The organism is Stenotrophomonas sp. SMYL11 (assembly GCF_036320005.1).
Taxonomy (GTDB): Bacteria; Pseudomonadota; Gammaproteobacteria; order Xanthomonadales; family Xanthomonadaceae; genus Stenotrophomonas; species Stenotrophomonas maltophilia_A.
The window spans coordinates 412322-426052 of record NZ_JAWIRS010000003.1 but is presented as its reverse complement, the minus strand read 5'-3'; the positions used below and the strand labels follow the sequence as shown (position 1 = coordinate 426052).

General features: G+C 66.6%; 11 protein-coding genes. 4 read left to right on the top strand and 7 right to left on the bottom strand.

Annotated features, from left to right (window positions below):
- Nucleotides 1-81: 81 nt before the first annotated feature.
- A complete protein-coding gene (locus V3B46_RS08805) occupies nucleotides 82-2619 on the bottom strand; it encodes a methyl-accepting chemotaxis protein (RefSeq protein WP_329891702.1) in 2538 nt (845 codons plus the stop codon).
- 204 nt (nucleotides 2620-2823) lie between these two features.
- On the opposite strand from V3B46_RS08805, the gene V3B46_RS08800 reads away from it, so the two are divergent.
- Together V3B46_RS08800 and V3B46_RS08795 are read left to right on the top strand one after the other, a co-directional pair.
- The gene (locus V3B46_RS08800) at nucleotides 2824-3549 is read left to right on the top strand and encodes a hypothetical protein (protein WP_329891701.1); all 726 of its coding nucleotides are present in this window, start codon (nucleotides 2824-2826) and stop codon (nucleotides 3547-3549) included.
- 55 nt (nucleotides 3550-3604) lie between these two features.
- The gene (locus V3B46_RS08795) at nucleotides 3605-4444 is read left to right on the top strand and encodes an arylamine N-acetyltransferase family protein (RefSeq protein WP_329891700.1); all 840 of its coding nucleotides are present in this window, start codon (nucleotides 3605-3607) and stop codon (nucleotides 4442-4444) included.
- Nucleotides 4445-4535: 91 nt separating this feature from the next.
- Here V3B46_RS08795 and V3B46_RS08790 read toward each other — a convergent pair whose 3' ends face one another.
- A complete protein-coding gene (locus V3B46_RS08790; protein WP_329891699.1) occupies nucleotides 4536-4907 on the bottom strand; it encodes a VOC family protein in 372 nt (123 codons plus the stop codon).
- 83 nt (nucleotides 4908-4990) lie between these two features.
- Here V3B46_RS08790 and V3B46_RS08785 point away from each other — a divergent pair, with 83 nt between their 5' ends.
- A complete protein-coding gene (locus V3B46_RS08785; protein WP_329891698.1) occupies nucleotides 4991-5707 on the top strand; it encodes an ABC transporter substrate-binding protein in 717 nt (238 codons plus the stop codon).
- An 86-nt stretch (nucleotides 5708-5793) separates the two neighbouring features.
- Here V3B46_RS08785 and V3B46_RS08780 read toward each other — a convergent pair whose 3' ends face one another.
- Nucleotides 5794-8304 carry a TonB-dependent receptor gene (locus tag V3B46_RS08780; protein ID WP_329891697.1) on the bottom strand — a complete coding sequence of 837 codons (2511 nt, stop codon included), beginning with the start codon at nucleotides 8302-8304 and terminating at the stop codon, nucleotides 5794-5796.
- 240 nt (nucleotides 8305-8544) lie between these two features.
- Nucleotides 8545-9687 (bottom strand): alpha-D-ribose 1-methylphosphonate 5-triphosphate diphosphatase, encoded by a 1143-nt coding sequence (locus V3B46_RS08775; protein ID WP_329891696.1) that lies wholly within the window; start codon nucleotides 9685-9687, stop codon nucleotides 8545-8547.
- A 106-nt stretch (nucleotides 9688-9793) separates the two neighbouring features.
- Here V3B46_RS08775 and phnF point away from each other — a divergent pair, with 106 nt between their 5' ends.
- On the top strand, nucleotides 9794-10534 hold the full coding sequence (gene phnF / locus V3B46_RS08770; RefSeq protein ID WP_329891695.1) for a phosphonate metabolism transcriptional regulator PhnF: 741 nt from the start codon (nucleotides 9794-9796) through the stop codon (nucleotides 10532-10534).
- A gap of 40 nt (nucleotides 10535-10574) precedes the next feature.
- Here the strand turns inward: phnF and V3B46_RS08765 are convergent, their stop codons facing one another.
- Genes V3B46_RS08765 through V3B46_RS08755 form a run of 3 tightly spaced genes read right to left on the bottom strand, consistent with a single transcriptional unit; the run spans nucleotide 10575 to nucleotide 13722 of the window.
- Nucleotides 10575-11729 (bottom strand): TIGR03364 family FAD-dependent oxidoreductase, encoded by a 1155-nt coding sequence (locus V3B46_RS08765; RefSeq protein WP_229655255.1) that lies wholly within the window; start codon nucleotides 11727-11729, stop codon nucleotides 10575-10577.
- An 11-nt stretch (nucleotides 11730-11740) separates the two neighbouring features.
- Nucleotides 11741-13036, bottom strand: coding sequence for a DUF5690 family protein (locus tag V3B46_RS08760; RefSeq protein ID WP_154264593.1), 1296 nt, complete (start codon nucleotides 13034-13036; stop codon nucleotides 11741-11743).
- A complete protein-coding gene (locus V3B46_RS08755; protein WP_329891694.1) occupies nucleotides 13033-13722 on the bottom strand; it encodes an HAD-IA family hydrolase in 690 nt (229 codons plus the stop codon). The genes V3B46_RS08760 and V3B46_RS08755 overlap by 4 nt, the downstream gene beginning before the upstream one ends.
- Nucleotides 13723-13731: the final 9 nt, after the last annotated feature.

Here is a 13731-nt window from a genome sequence, read left to right as displayed (position 1 = left end):
GCGGCCCCCGGGGGCGCGGGGGGGGGGGGGGGCTTCGGTTTCTCCCCCGGCGGCGGCCCCCCGGCCACTACCGGAGCAGAATCAGGCCGCAGCGCGCGCCTGGGGCATCGACAGCAGGCGGAACGCACCCACCGCTTCGGCCAGGGCATGCACCTGCGCCTGCATCTGCGCGGTCGAGGCCCCCGCCTCTTCCACCAGACTGGCGTTGCGCTGGGTACTGGCCTCCATCTGCACGATGGTCTGGTTCACCTGGGCGATGCCGGCATGCTGGTCCTGCGACGCGCTGCGGATTCCGGCCAGCAGGTCCGCCAGCTGGTGCACGCTGCCGACAATCTCGCCCATCGTGATGCCGGCCTGTTCGGCCTGCTGGTTGCCCTGGCCCACACGCGCCACCGAGTCCTCGATCAGGCCCTTGATCTGCTTGGCCGCCTCCGCGCTGCGCTGAGCCAGCAGGCGCACTTCGGCAGCCACGACGGCGAAGCTGCGGCCCTGCTCTCCGGCGCGCGCCGCTTCCACTGCCGCGTTGAGCGCGAGGATGTTGGTCTGGAAGGCGATGCCATCAATCAGCTGGGTGATGTCACCGATCCGCCGTGAGGCTTCGCTGATGCCATGCATGGTTGCAACCACCTGGCCGACCGCCTCACCGCCGCGCTGGGCCACTGCCGCCGCGCCCTTGACCAGCGCATCCGCACGGCCAGCGGCGTCAGCATTGCGGCCGACGGTGTCGGTCAGCTCATGCATCGACGCCGCGGTCTCTTCCAGGTTGGCCGCCTGCTGCTCGGTGCGCTGTGACAGGTCGTGATGACCGGCGACGATTTCGCCGACACCGGTATCGAGGCTGGACGTCGCCTGCTGGATGCGGGTGACGATGCGGCCCAGTTGCGCGACAGTGGCGTTGGCATCGTCGCGCATGCGTGCGAACACGCCCTGCAGTTCACCTTCCATGCGCACGCTGAGGTCACCGCGGGCCAGCGCGGCCAGAAGCGCCTGCAGATCGCCAAGGTTGGTCTCAAAGGTGGTCAACAGGCGATTGATGCTGGTCGACAGCGTACGCACAAAGCCCTGCTTGCCCTCCAGCGCGATGCGACCGTGCAGGTCGCCCTGTGCGGCGGCATCGACCAGGGCTGCCACTTCGGTTTCCAGCAGCGTTTCCAGCGCGCGGCTGCGCCATTCCACCGCCACGCCGAGGAAATGCTCTTCGTCGGTGATGGCATTGGCGATCAACTGGTAGCGGACACCGGCATGACCGATCTCGCGCTCCTCGCGTTGTCGCACGCCGACCAGGCTGGCCAGTGCCGGATGCAGGCGCACCGCATCGCTCCCCACCAGATCTTCAAGCCGGAGTTCAAGCTGCTCCAGCAGCGCCGGATTGGCGTACGCCACCAGGCCTTCGGCATCGATCACCATCAGGCCGGTCTGCGCACTGTCCAGTGCCTGGCGCACCCGGGTGTTGCCGCGCGCCACGGCGCGCTCGGTCTCGATGCGCGCGCGCAGGCGCTGCTGCATGTCGACCAGACGCTGGGCAAGCTGACCGATCTCATCGTTGGCGTTGTACACACGCAATGTGGTGTCCAAGCGATCGTCGGCGATATCGCTGGCGAAACGCAGGGTGTCCTGGATCGGCTGGCGCACCGCACGCAGCACCAGCACCAGGCTGGTGATCAGCACGCCAGCGACCAGCAGCAGAGTCAGCGCGAACAGCACGCTCATCGTGCGCGCACCGGCCTGCTGGCGCGCCTGCGCCTTGGCCAGCGCCGCCACCTGTGCCTGCTGGAAGGCAGCCAGCGCCGGCGCAACGCCAGCAGCGGTATCCAGCAGCGACTGCGCCTCCACGTCCAGACCGACGCGGGCGGCGGTGTAACCCAGCAGGGCGCCCTGATACGCCTCCATCCCGGTGCGCAGGGCGTCCTGCGCATCCGCAGGCAGGCCCGCCAGCGCGAGGTCGAACGGCAGCTTTTCCTCGCTGGCGCGGTCGGCGTGAGCGGAATCACCGTCGAGCAGCAGCAGGGCCTCCTGCCTTCGCATCTTCTGCAGGGACAGCGCCAGTGCGGGCCGCTGCTGCGCATCCACCTGCGCCTGCAGGGTGTCGGCGGCCTGCTGCAGCTGCGCGGCGAGGCCGGCCTCACCACGACCCATCTCGTCGACCCGTTCGAACAGGGCGGCCACGCCCTGCGAGAACGCGTCGGCCGCTTCGGTCAGCGCCTGCAGCGCCTTGCGCCGGCCGGCATCCATCGGCATTGCGCGAAGCGCCTGCAGGTCGGCCTGCAAGGCCTTCTGTGTAGCCAGCAGCTGGCTGCGGTCAGCATCATCGAAACTGCGTGCATACTGGGTCTGCAGGCGGCGCGCTTCGGCCACCCGCGTAGACAGGCTGGCAGCCAGATCGCTGCCGCGCTGGTAGCTGGCCTGGCTGCGCGCAGCCAGTGCGTTGGCATGGCCAGTCCATGCGTAGACAGCGGCGATCGCCACCAGGCCCAGGCCACAGACCCACAGGGTCGCCTTGAGCTTGTTGGCCACGCTGAGCCGGTGTGGTTGCAGCCACAGCAGCAGGCCGGGGGACGCCGAGCGCAACGTGGCGATACGCGTGCGCAGGGACCGGAGGTGGGGAACAACGGCCGACATGACAGACTCCAGGCGGAAAGACGCACCTGTATCGGCCGTATTAGGAGAAACTTTAAGTCTAATTTTCGTCGCGGATCCGATCTCGCTTCTTGTACCGGCAACAAGCGACGATGCGATGACAGAGAACATCTCCATTTCTCATCTCCTGAGAATCCCGACTGATAGAACTACGTTTCACACAACTACCTCGGAGCAACTGCAGCCATGCTCAGCAGCACGGTACTGAGTCAGATTCAGACGCTTGGCATCCCTGTCGGGATCGGTACTGTCATAGTTGTCCTCGCAACCATCGTGCGCTGGTTCTTCGGTCCTCCTATGGACAGTTTCCACCGCTGGAGAGAGTCAAAGCACCGGGATCGCGAGTACTTGCTGAAGATCGCGGATCATTCAGAGGATGATCTGGAAGCAAGTTGGGTAAAGGAATCCACATTGCAGGAGGCATTTCGAGGGCGCTATGGCCTCCTGGTCGGGCGCGAAGAGCGCCGGGCCTACTTCAGCCTCATGCGCTGCTACTCGCCAAGCATCAAATGGCGTCATATCAGGGGCATAAGCACACTGGCACGGCGCAGCATGGATGGCGCCGGCATTGAATTTCACATGCCCAAGCGAGAGCGCCGCTGGCGATACGCTGCCGGCGCTACTGGCATGATCTTCTATCTGTTCGGCAGCGTGCTTTGGGTTGAAGGCCTGCTTTCCGCAATGCATGGCTCTTGGGCGGGAATCGTTCTGGGGGTTCCGGTCGCAGTACTGGGCGCCTTCACAACGCGCGTGTCCCTGTTCCCTCTGCAGAGCTACGATGCAATTGAGAAAGTTTTCCAGCCTAATGAGCGTAATGAGTTTCTTTTGATCCCAATCCCCGAGGCAAAAAAACCAGAGCCCTCCTCTCTCAAGCCAGCACCAATTGACGCTATGCCGCGCCGCCGCGCTTGACCTCAACCCCGGTTGGGGGAGCACAGTGGACCTCCCTTCCCCGCCCGGTGCCCCCATGACGACGCTCGATGTCCCACGCTACCTGCAGCGCCTGCAGCTGGATGCGCCGCCACCGCGGACCCTGGCCGGCCTGACCCTGCTGCAGCAGCGCCACAACGCACTGCTGCCGTTCGAGACCCTCAGCTGCCTGCTGCGCGATGCCGTGCCGATCGACCTGGACAGCGTGCAGCGCAAGCTGCTCGATGACCGCCGTGGCGGCTACTGCTTCGAACTCAACGGCGGCCTGCTGGCGCTGCTGCAGGCGCTGGGCTTCGATGCACAGCCACTGAGCGCACGCGTTCTACTGGCGGCACAGGACGGCGAGCTCACGGCGCGCACCCACCTGCTGCTGCGTGTGCACGTGGACGATGATGACTGGCTGGTGGACGCCGGCTTCGGCAGCCTGACCCCGACCGTACCTCTGCGCCTGCACGATGCGCAGCCACAGCCCACGCCGCACGAGCGCTATCTGCTGCAGCGGCTGCCCGGCGACGGAGATTTCGTGCTCTCCGCCGAGTCCAGTGGCGGCTGGCGGGCGATGTACCGCTTCGATCTGCAGGCGCCGGCGCCGATCGACAACGTGGTGGGCAACTGGTACGTATGCACCCATCCCGATTCCAGTTTCCCCGGCCAGCTGCGCGCGTCGCTGACCGGACCGGACTGGCGCCGCACCATCGGTAGCGGCAACTACACCGAGTACCGCCCCGGGCAGGCACCGGACAAGCGTCCGCTGCATGATGTGGGTGATGTGCGCGACGTGCTGCAGCAGCGCTTCGGCATCCAGCTACCGGACGACCCTCGGCTGGATCCGGCGATCAACGACTGGCTGCAGCGCTCGCGCGCCGCGACGCTGTAGAGTCGAGCTTGCTCGGCTGATGCATCTACGGCGACGTCAGAATCAGTCGAGCAAGCTCGACTCTACAAATGCGCGCACCGCAGCGTTGACGTTACGGCGCTGTGCGCGCCTGCAACGCAATACGGTTGCCTTCACTGTCGCGGATCTCGGCCACGCGCCAGCCACCGGCATCAGCGGGGCCGAAACGCAGTTCTGCTCCAACCTGCAAGGCTCGCTCGAGGCTGGCATCAAGGTCATCGACCCCGATGTAGATGCGCGCGCCATGTTCTGATGGCCGGTAGTCCGCCCCCTGCACCAGCGCCATGCTGGCCCCTGCCGCTTCATCGGCGAACGGCAGGTAGGCCATCCGGCAATCGTGAAGCAGGATCGGTTCGTCCACCCGCACCTGCAACCACCGCTGGTAGAAGGTGATGGCACGAGCCAGATCACTGGCTGGGATCTCGACATGCAGGATCGGATTCATCCGCGCAGGATAACCGGACGCTGACACCGCCTGCGCAGCAGCACTGGCATGCTGGACGTCCCCCCTGCCCCGTGGAGTCCTGCATGTCCCTGGCCGACCACCGAAGTACGCTGGCACCGCACGGCTTCCTGCGCGTGGCGATCAACCTGGGCAACCCGGTGCTGGCACAGGGCGATGCGCGCTCACCGCGCGGCCCCTCGCTGGAACTGGCTACCGCGTTGGCGCAACGGATGGGGGTGCAGGCACGCTTCACCTGCCACGAGGCCGCAGCCTCGGTGGTCGCCGCAGCAGTCGAAGACGGCTGGGATCTGGCCTTCCTGGCCATCGATCCGGCACGTACCGACCGCATTGCCTTCAGTGCTCCGTATGTGGAGATCGAAGGCACCTATCTGGTGCGCAAGGACAGCCCTGCGCAGCAGGTGGCCGACCTGGATCACGAGGGGCTGCGCATCGCGGTGGGGCGTGGCGCGGCCTATGACCTGTTCCTGAGCCGTGAACTGCGCCACGCCACGATCGAGCGGGCAGAGACGTCGGCAGCCGCTATCACGTTGTTCGATCAGCAGCATCTGGATGCCGCCGCCGGTGTACGCCAACCGCTGCAAGCATGGGCGCAGACGCATCACGGCCACCGCGTGCTGGCCGACCGTTTCACCGCGATCCAGCAGGCGGTAGCGGCGCCAGCCTCACGCCCCGCCGACGCGCTGCAGGCGTTGTTCGAGGAAGTGGAAGCGATCAAGGCCGGCCCGTTGCTTGAGGAAGCGTTCGCGCGCGCCGGGCAGGCAGTCACGCTGGTTCGGTGACTGTAGAGCACACGGAGGCGAGCATGGCTCGACTCTACAGGGACGGCAGTCGAGCATGGCTCGATGCTACAGGGCGCGCATACGGCTTACTGGAACAGATACTTCAAGCCGATCTGCGCGCGGCGACCGTAGTACTCCACCTGCAGCGGGCGCTGCGGGCTGCCCTGGTAGTACTTCAGCGGCTCATTGGTGAGGTTGCTCAGCTCTGCGAATACCGTCCAGCGATCAAAGGTATAGGAAGCGCTGAAGTCGACCGAGGTGTTGGCGCCGTACCATGCGTCGGTGAGGCTGCTGTCTCCGTGCGACTCAATGTAGGCCCCCTTGTGGTTGGTGGCCAGGCGGGCTGCGAACGCGCCGTCGTCGTAGTACACGGTAACGTTGTACAGGCGATCGGCCTGGCCGGTGATCGGCACGTTGCCGTTACGACCCGGAATGCGCATGCGCGAGTCCATCAGGGTCAGGTTGGCGTTGATGCCGAAGTTGCTCCATAGGCCGGGCAGGAAATCGAAGCGCCGCACGAAGGCGAACTCGGCCCCCCACAGCTTGGCGTCGTCGCCATTCTCGGGCCGGTAGAAGGTGACGTTGGAGTTGCCGTTGAAGCTGCCGGTGCTGCTGCTCTGGAACACCGGATTGCTGATGTTCTTGTAGAACACGCCGCCGGACAGCAGGCCCAGTGGACCCGCATACCATTCGGCCATCAGGTCCAGGTTGTCCGAATAGGTCGGGTCCAGGTTGGCGTTGCCGGAGGTGAAGGTGCCATCGGCTTCCATGAACGAGCCACCCGGGTTGATGTCACCGAAGTTCGGGCGGGCGAAACTGCGGGTCAGGCCCAGCCGCAGGTTGAGATCGCTGCGTGGTGAAAAGCGTACGTTGAGCTGCGGCAGCACCGAGGTATAGCGCTTGCGGCCCAGGTTGGGCACCAGAGCGCTGCTGCCATCGGCATCGCGCTCCAGCACCAGCCCGCGCACATCGGTGGCGGTCCGCTCCAGGCGCACGCCGCCCACCACGTCCCAGCGTTCGTCCGGCGTCCAGGTGGCCATCGCATAGGTCGCGTACTGCTTCTCGGCCACGTCGAAGTTGCGGCCCAGCGCTGCACCGTTGGCCACCAGCGCCGAATCGCCCGCTACCAGCACCAGGTGCTGCTTGTTCTGCCGGTACCACTCGGCCAGTGCCTGCATCGGCACCACCTGCGAGAAATCGCGGGCGTAGTCACGGCCATTGCCGACGTCGTAGCCACTGCGATCCGGCTGGTCCATCAACGGGAAGTCGGCCAGGGTCGGCACCGGGCCACCGGTGGCGGTGTTCCATGCATAGAACTCGTCGGAGAAGCGCGCACGGCGCTGCTTGTCGCGGTACTTGGCCCCCATCTTCCAGGTCAGCGTGTCGCTCGCGTCGAAGCTGAAGTCCACCTGCGCGACCGCCTTGTCCTTCTCATTGATCGCCACCCGGTACAGCTCGACCGTGCTCAGCGACATCTTCCCCGGGTCCATCGCAAAGCCAGGCGGCAGATGGGTATCGGGGGTGTCGGCCGCAACATTGCCGCCATCGACGGTGTTGTACGAATTGCGGCCCACACCACGGTCCTGCAGGCCCTGGTAGCCGACCTTGCCCTGGTTGAACTGGACCACGAAGTAGGCGTTGTCGGCACAGGTGGGAATGCAGCCGTAGCGGAAGTCGTTCTCGGCGGTGGCCAGTCTCCAGTCCACCTGGCCGCGACCGAAGGTGTGCTGGCCACCGAACTCGAAGGTCTTGAACTCGGTGATCAGCTCGTTGTGGATGTTCTGCAGCTCCACGCGGTCCTTGTCGAACCGGTAGCGATGCTTGTAGTGGGTCTCATCGTCGCTCAACTCGCCATACTGGCCACGCACGTACAGGCGATGGCCGTCGGCCGGAAGGAACTCCAAGCCGCCGTTGACGCCGCGGGTGGTGCGCTCGCCGGTGTAGTCGCGCAGCTCCAGCCGGTAGACGCCCAGGCCGTCGGCGCTGCGGCGAGGCTCGAAGTTGTCGGTCGCCCACGGGCGCTTCCAGTAGGTGCCGTTGATCAGGAAGCCGAAGCGGCCGTCGGCGCTGCGGTCGCCGTACAGCACGTTGGCGCTGGTGCCGGTATCGACGGCCTTGTCGTTGTAGTTGCCGGCCACGCTGGCGGCAAAGGTGCGCCGTGTCGGTGCGGTACGCGTGACGAAGTTGACCTGGCCTCCGATGGCATCGCCTTCGCGATCGGGCGTCAGCGTCTTGCTCACTTCAATGCGCTCGATCAGCTCGGTCGGGAAGAAATCGAATGCCGTGGCACGGCTGGTGGTTTCCTCTTCGGCGGTCGGCAGCCGGTCACCGTTGAGGGTGGTCGAGTTCCACTGTGCCGGCAGGCCACGTACCGCGACGAAGCGGCCTTCGCCCTGGTCACGTTCGATCGACACACCCGGCACCCGCTGCACCGCCTCGGCCGCGTTGTGGTCAGGCAGCTTGCCGATGCCGTCGGCGCTGACGACGTTCATCAGGTGGCTGGCTTCGCGCTGTGCATCCAGCGCCTGCTTCTCGCCATTGACGATGCTGCCGACCACGGTGACGGTATCCAGGTCGACGGCAGAGGTGGCAGGCATGGTATCGGTCGCGGCCGAAGTGGCAGCCTGGGCGGCCAGCGGGACATGCAGCAGGGCGAGCAAGCCCAGGGTTAGCGGGTGGCGCGAGGGCAGTGTGGACATGGCGATGGCGGCGGCAAGGGAAAGTGGGCCGCTCCGGCGGGAACGGCGATGGCGGCCACTTTCGATCAGTGCGGTGAAGCGCAGGCGGCATCCACTAGGCAGGTCGGGGCAGTTGTCTAGGTGTTCGCGCCGTAGCGGCTACTGGGCCAGCAGACGACGGCCGGCCACCCAGACCTCGGCCACGTAGTCCGGCGTGGATCCACGCACCCGCAGCAGATCGGCGCGCAGGCCTTCGCCGATGCGACCGCGATCCTGCAGGCTCAGCGCGCGCGCCGGTGCATGGCTGACCGTGGCCACCGCACGTGGCAGGCTCCAGCCCAGCCGGGTGCACAGCACGCCCAGCGCCGGCAGCAGGCTGGCGGGCACATAGTCGGAGGACAGCACATCCAGAAAGCCACCGCGGGCCAGTTCAAGCGCCGCCACGTTGCCGGAATGCGAGCCGCCCAGCACCAGGTTGGGTGCGCCGGCGACGATCGTCAGGCCGGCTGCACGTGCGGCGGCAGCGGCCTCCAGCGTGGTCGGGAACTCGCAGATGCGCGCACCACAGGCCACAGCTTCATCCACATCCGCAGCCACCGTGTCGTCGTGGCTGGCCAGGCACAGATCGCGCTCGCGTATCCACCGCAGGACCTGTTGCAGGTGTGCCGGCCGATAGCGCGCTTGCTGCTCGCGCCTCGCCTGCAGCAGGTCGTCCAGGTAACCGGTCTTCCTGTCGGCCGGCAGACCGTAGTACGCCGCGTAGCGTTGCAGGTTGCGGAACTGGCGCTGCCCCGGTGTGTGATCGGTCAGCGACAGCAGGCGCACCGCCGGATCATCCAGCAGTGGCTCCAGCAATGGCAGCAACCCGGGATACGGCAGCTCAGCACGCAGGTGCAGGTAGTGGACGCTGCGCAGGCCGCCGGCGCGGCGCGCCTCGACCAACGCGGCATGCGCGGCCTGCAAGGTACGCACACGCACGCTGTCGGCTTCCACGTCACCCACCGCCAACGCATCGCAGGCCGTAGTGATGCCTGCCGCGAGCAACTGCGCATCGTGCGCCTGCACCGCCGCTCCAGCCGGAAACGCCACCCCAGGACGCGGCACCAGGTGTTTCTCCAGATTGTCGGTGTGCAGCTCGACAAACCCCGGCATCAGCCAGTCGCCGCCACAGTCTTCGGCGCCTGGCAGGCGCACCCGTCCCTGCCCCACCGCGCGGATGCAGGGCCCGTCCAGCACTACATGGCCGTGCACGACCTCGTCGGCCAGCACCAGCTTCAGGTTGTCGAGGATGCGTTCGCTCATGGATTCCGCCATCTGTGTCATGCCGTTGCAACCGCAACGCGTTGATATGCCTGCACGTGCAATGCACCTGTCTAGTCCAGCAGCCGCAGATGGAGGTTTGATGACCATGACCGACACGACCCTGACGCCGCGCGATTCGGCGCTGCCGCTGTGGCAGCAGATCGAGCAGGCGCTGCTGCGGCAGATCCGCGAACGCCAGCTGGTGGAAGGCGACCAGCTGCCCTCGGCGCAGGTGCTGGCCAAGCGCTTCGCGGTCAACCGCCACACCGTACGGCGTGCGATCGAGGCGCTGGAGGAGCGCGGCTATGTGCGCACGGAGACCGGCCGCGGCAGCTTCGTGCAGGAGCATCCGTACCACTACCCGATCGGCCGACGCACGCGCTTCGGCCGGGCCATGCATGACCTGAACGTGGAAAGCCACTACACCCTGCTCGATACCCGGGTGCAGGTGCCGAGTCGGCAGGTCGCACGCGCACTTGGCCTGATCGCCGGTGAGCGTGTGCATCGGGTGGTGTATTCCAGCCAGGTGGAAGGCCGTACGGTGGACCACAGCGAAGCCTATTTCCCGGCCACCCGCTTTCCGGGGCTGGGCGAGGTGTTCGCGCGCACGCCGTCGGTGACCCGCACGCTGGCCGCGTTCGGAGTCACCGACTACCTGCGCCGGCATACCACGGTAATGGCGCGCCTGCCCGATGCCGAGGTCGCGCGCGTGCTCGGGCAATCGACGCGCCGGCCGGTGCTGTGCGTGCATTCGCTGAATGTCGATCCGCAAGGGCAACCGGTGCAGTTCGGCATCACCTGCTTCGCCGGTGACTGGGTGCAGCTGATGGTCAGCAGCGACCTCTAGCGAAAGCGCGGCGGGTATTGCATCCGCCGAGTGCAGCGCCTCACGCTGCGCGGCGTAGTACCGTGTAGCGACCGTCCACCAGTTCCTCGGCCAGGCCAAAGCTGAGCGTCATGCCCAGCCCCCCACCGCCGATGGCGTTGACGATGGTCACGCCCGGCGCCGGCTCGGCGACGAACTCGCTGCTGCCGTCCAGCAGCTTGGGGTAGATGCCGTGCCAGGTCTGCGCGATGCGTGCGTCGGCCACCTGCATGAAGCGGGCCAGGTAGTCGAGCACCTTCTGGTTGACGGCGTGCTCGTCGAACGGGTCATGGGTATGTGCATAGGCATGCGAATCGCCGATGGTGACTTCACCCAGGCCGTTCTGCGCGGCCATCACGTGGATGCCAAGCTCGATCAGGTCGGCATGCTCGGCCTGGTAGCGCGCCTGCAGCGGGGCAACGTCGGCGGCCTCGCGGAAGCCAGCGTAATGCACCAGCGACAGGCCGCCACAGAGGGCCGCACCCAGGCGGAACCCGGAGGGCTGTGCGGCCAGTCGCAGCATCTGCAGCTTGCAACGGGTCAGGGGCGCCGCCGCGTACAGCTCCGGATACAGCTGCTCGAACTCCGGGCCACTGCAGACGAAGACCTGGTCGGCCTCGAACAGGCGGCTGCCGGACCACGCCCGGCCACTCTCCACCGCCGTCACCGGTGTGCGCCACTGGAACTGCACGCCGTGGCGCTCGCGCAGGACATCCGGCAGTGCACGGATCGCCTGGCGCGGATCGACCACCAGCTCATCGGCATTGAACAGTGCGCCACGCAGCTCGCGCGCGACCAGCGCCGGCGACTTCGCCAATGCCGCATCCCGGTCCAGCAGGCGGCACGGGCGCAGCTGCGCATTGGCCGCCGCGTACTGCTGCAGCACGGCCCATTCGTCGTCGGCGTGGGCAACGTGCATTGAGCCACTCGGGTCATGCCAGAGGCCGGCCACGTCGATCAGCTCCTGCCAGATCTGCCGCGAGCGCAGCGCGCGCTCATACAGCGGTCCATTGGGCACGCCGATAGGCCAGACCATGCCGAAGTTGCGGATGGAGGCGCCGACAGCGCGTTCATGGCGCTCCAGCACGGTGACCTTGCAGCCACGTACGGCCAGCGCGCGGGCCACGGCCAGACCGACGATGCCGGCACCGACCACGAGGGCAGTTGTGTTCTTCATGGGGGAGGGACTCAGACGGAGGCGAGTGCCGGCACGCGGGCCAGGCGCAGGGCCTTGTGGTGGAAGTACAGCAGGGACAACAGCAGGCAGGCACCGCCCAGCAGCGACAGATGGATGACCGCACTGGAGAAGAAGCGCACCCACGACAGCTGCAAGCCAGAGAATTCGTGGCCAAGCAGGACCAGCACGCTGCCCAGGTAGCCGAACGCATCGGCCAGATACATCACGAAGCCGACATTGCCGGCGACCTTGAAGGTGGCGATCAAGCGTTCGAAGAACACACAGTTGAACGGCACGTAGGCCAGGTACAGGCCGAAGCCCACCAAGCCCAGCCACGCCAGTGGATGCAGCAGGCCTTCACGGAACGCCAGCGTGCTCAGTCCTGCAGTGGCCAAGCCGATGAACATCAGCGCGTGCAACGCCATCAGGCCGTTGAGGTTGTTGCGGAACCAGGTCAGGCCGGCGGTCAGTGCCAGCACCGCGAACGCGACCGGCGTTTCGATGGCGGCAAACACGCCTGCGCTGCCACCGTAGCCCAGCTCGCGGAACAGCTCGGCCTCGAAGCTGTCGCGGAAATCACGGACCACGGTCAGGCACACGTAGCACAGGATCATCAGCGCCAGACCTGGCAGGAAGCGGCGCACGAAGGCACGACGCTGCGCGCGGTCCATCGGCAGCCGCGGCGAGCGCTCGCGCAGGTCGGCGGCATCCGGGGCGGGAATACGTTCGAGCATGCGCACCGACACCAGCAGCAACGGCAGGAACAGCAGGCCGCACAGGAATGGCATCCAGAACTCGCTCACGCCCTGCAGCAGCAGCCACTTGCCGACCGACTTCACCACGCCGGAGGCCATGATGAAACTGGAGGCGAGGATCGCACCCATCGCTTCGGTGGTCCGTCGCCCTTCCAGATAGCTGAACACCAGGCCCCAGACCATGCCCAGCGGCAGGCCGTTGAGGAACAGGAACGGGATGTTCCAGGGCGCCGGCACCAGCGCGAAGCCAAGCAGGGCCAGCCAGGAGATGCCGATCAGGCCCAGCAGCAGGCTGGCGCGGCGCTCTGTGCGCAGTTCGCCGATCACCCGTACGCCGATGAACTTGCTGCACATGTAGCCCAGCACCTGCGCCACCACCAGCCACACCTTGTAGTCGGCGCCGAACAGTTGCTGGCCATCGAACGACGCGGCGGCAAACGGTTTGCGGAAGGCATACATGCACGCATAGGTGGACAGCGCGGCACTGCCGGCGAACACGGTCAGTGCCAGCGGATGCCCCTGCAGGCGCGCCCACAGCGATGCCCGGCTCATGCAGCGGCGACCGTGCCGGAAGGTACCAGCCCGAGTAGCGACGGCAGGCGGTCGAGATGGTCGATGATGTGGTCCGGGCCATGCGGCAGCAGTTCGGAGCGAGTGAACGCGCCGGTGGTGACCGCCACGTTCAGGCCGACGCCGGCATTGCGCCCCTCGTTGATGTCGACTTCGGTATCACCCACTTTCACCACCGTCGCAGCATCGTCGACGCCGGTGCGCTGCATCAGTGCCTGGATCATGTACGGCGCCGGGCGGCCCGCCGGCACCTCATCGCTGGCCACCATCGCGTCGATGCGATCGTGCCAGCCGAGCCGTTCGATGATCACCTCGGCGATGTCGCGTGAGAAACCAGTATCCAGACCAATACGGATCCCGTGTGCGCGCAGCGTGTCGAACAACGCCTCGGCGCCCGGCAGCGGTGCAATGCCCGGCGCATGGCGATAGCACTCGAGCATGCGCGCCACGAAGTCGGTATGAATCGATGCCACGCGCGGATCATCCACCGCGGTCCCCAGCAGCCGCGCGATCGCCTGCGGCTTGGGGTAGCCCATCAACGGGCGTACGTCTTCCACCTCGATGGCGTGGCCGGCGGCGGCCATCGCTTCGGCGAAGGCACGTGCGACCAGGCCCGGGTCGGCAACGGTGGTTCCGGCGATATCAAGGACGGCAAGTCGGTAGCGCATGGCGGCAAG

What these genes read in the sequence shown, in the direction of transcription:
- V3B46_RS08780 (WP_329891697.1), bottom strand. Translation starts at nt 8,304, where the DNA reads ATGCCTGCCACCTCTGCCGTCGACCTGGATACCGTCACCGTGGTCGGC.
- V3B46_RS08785 (WP_329891698.1), top strand. Translation starts at nt 4,991, where the DNA reads ATGTCCCTGGCCGACCACCGAAGTACGCTGGCACCGCACGGCTTCCTG.
- V3B46_RS08755 (WP_329891694.1), bottom strand. Translation starts at nt 13,722, where the DNA reads ATGCGCTACCGACTTGCCGTCCTTGATATCGCCGGAACCACCGTTGCC.
- phnF (WP_329891695.1), top strand. Translation starts at nt 9,794, where the DNA reads ATGACCGACACGACCCTGACGCCGCGCGATTCGGCGCTGCCGCTGTGG.
- V3B46_RS08795 (WP_329891700.1), top strand. Translation starts at nt 3,605, where the DNA reads ATGACGACGCTCGATGTCCCACGCTACCTGCAGCGCCTGCAGCTGGAT.
- V3B46_RS08760 (WP_154264593.1), bottom strand. Translation starts at nt 13,036, where the DNA reads ATGAGCCGGGCATCGCTGTGGGCGCGCCTGCAGGGGCATCCGCTGGCA.
- V3B46_RS08775 (WP_329891696.1), bottom strand. Translation starts at nt 9,687, where the DNA reads ATGAGCGAACGCATCCTCGACAACCTGAAGCTGGTGCTGGCCGACGAG.
- V3B46_RS08790 (WP_329891699.1), bottom strand. Translation starts at nt 4,907, where the DNA reads ATGAATCCGATCCTGCATGTCGAGATCCCAGCCAGTGATCTGGCTCGT.
- V3B46_RS08800 (WP_329891701.1), top strand. Translation starts at nt 2,824, where the DNA reads ATGCTCAGCAGCACGGTACTGAGTCAGATTCAGACGCTTGGCATCCCT.
- V3B46_RS08805 (WP_329891702.1), bottom strand. Translation starts at nt 2,619, where the DNA reads ATGTCGGCCGTTGTTCCCCACCTCCGGTCCCTGCGCACGCGTATCGCC.
- V3B46_RS08765 (WP_229655255.1), bottom strand. Translation starts at nt 11,729, where the DNA reads ATGAAGAACACAACTGCCCTCGTGGTCGGTGCCGGCATCGTCGGTCTG.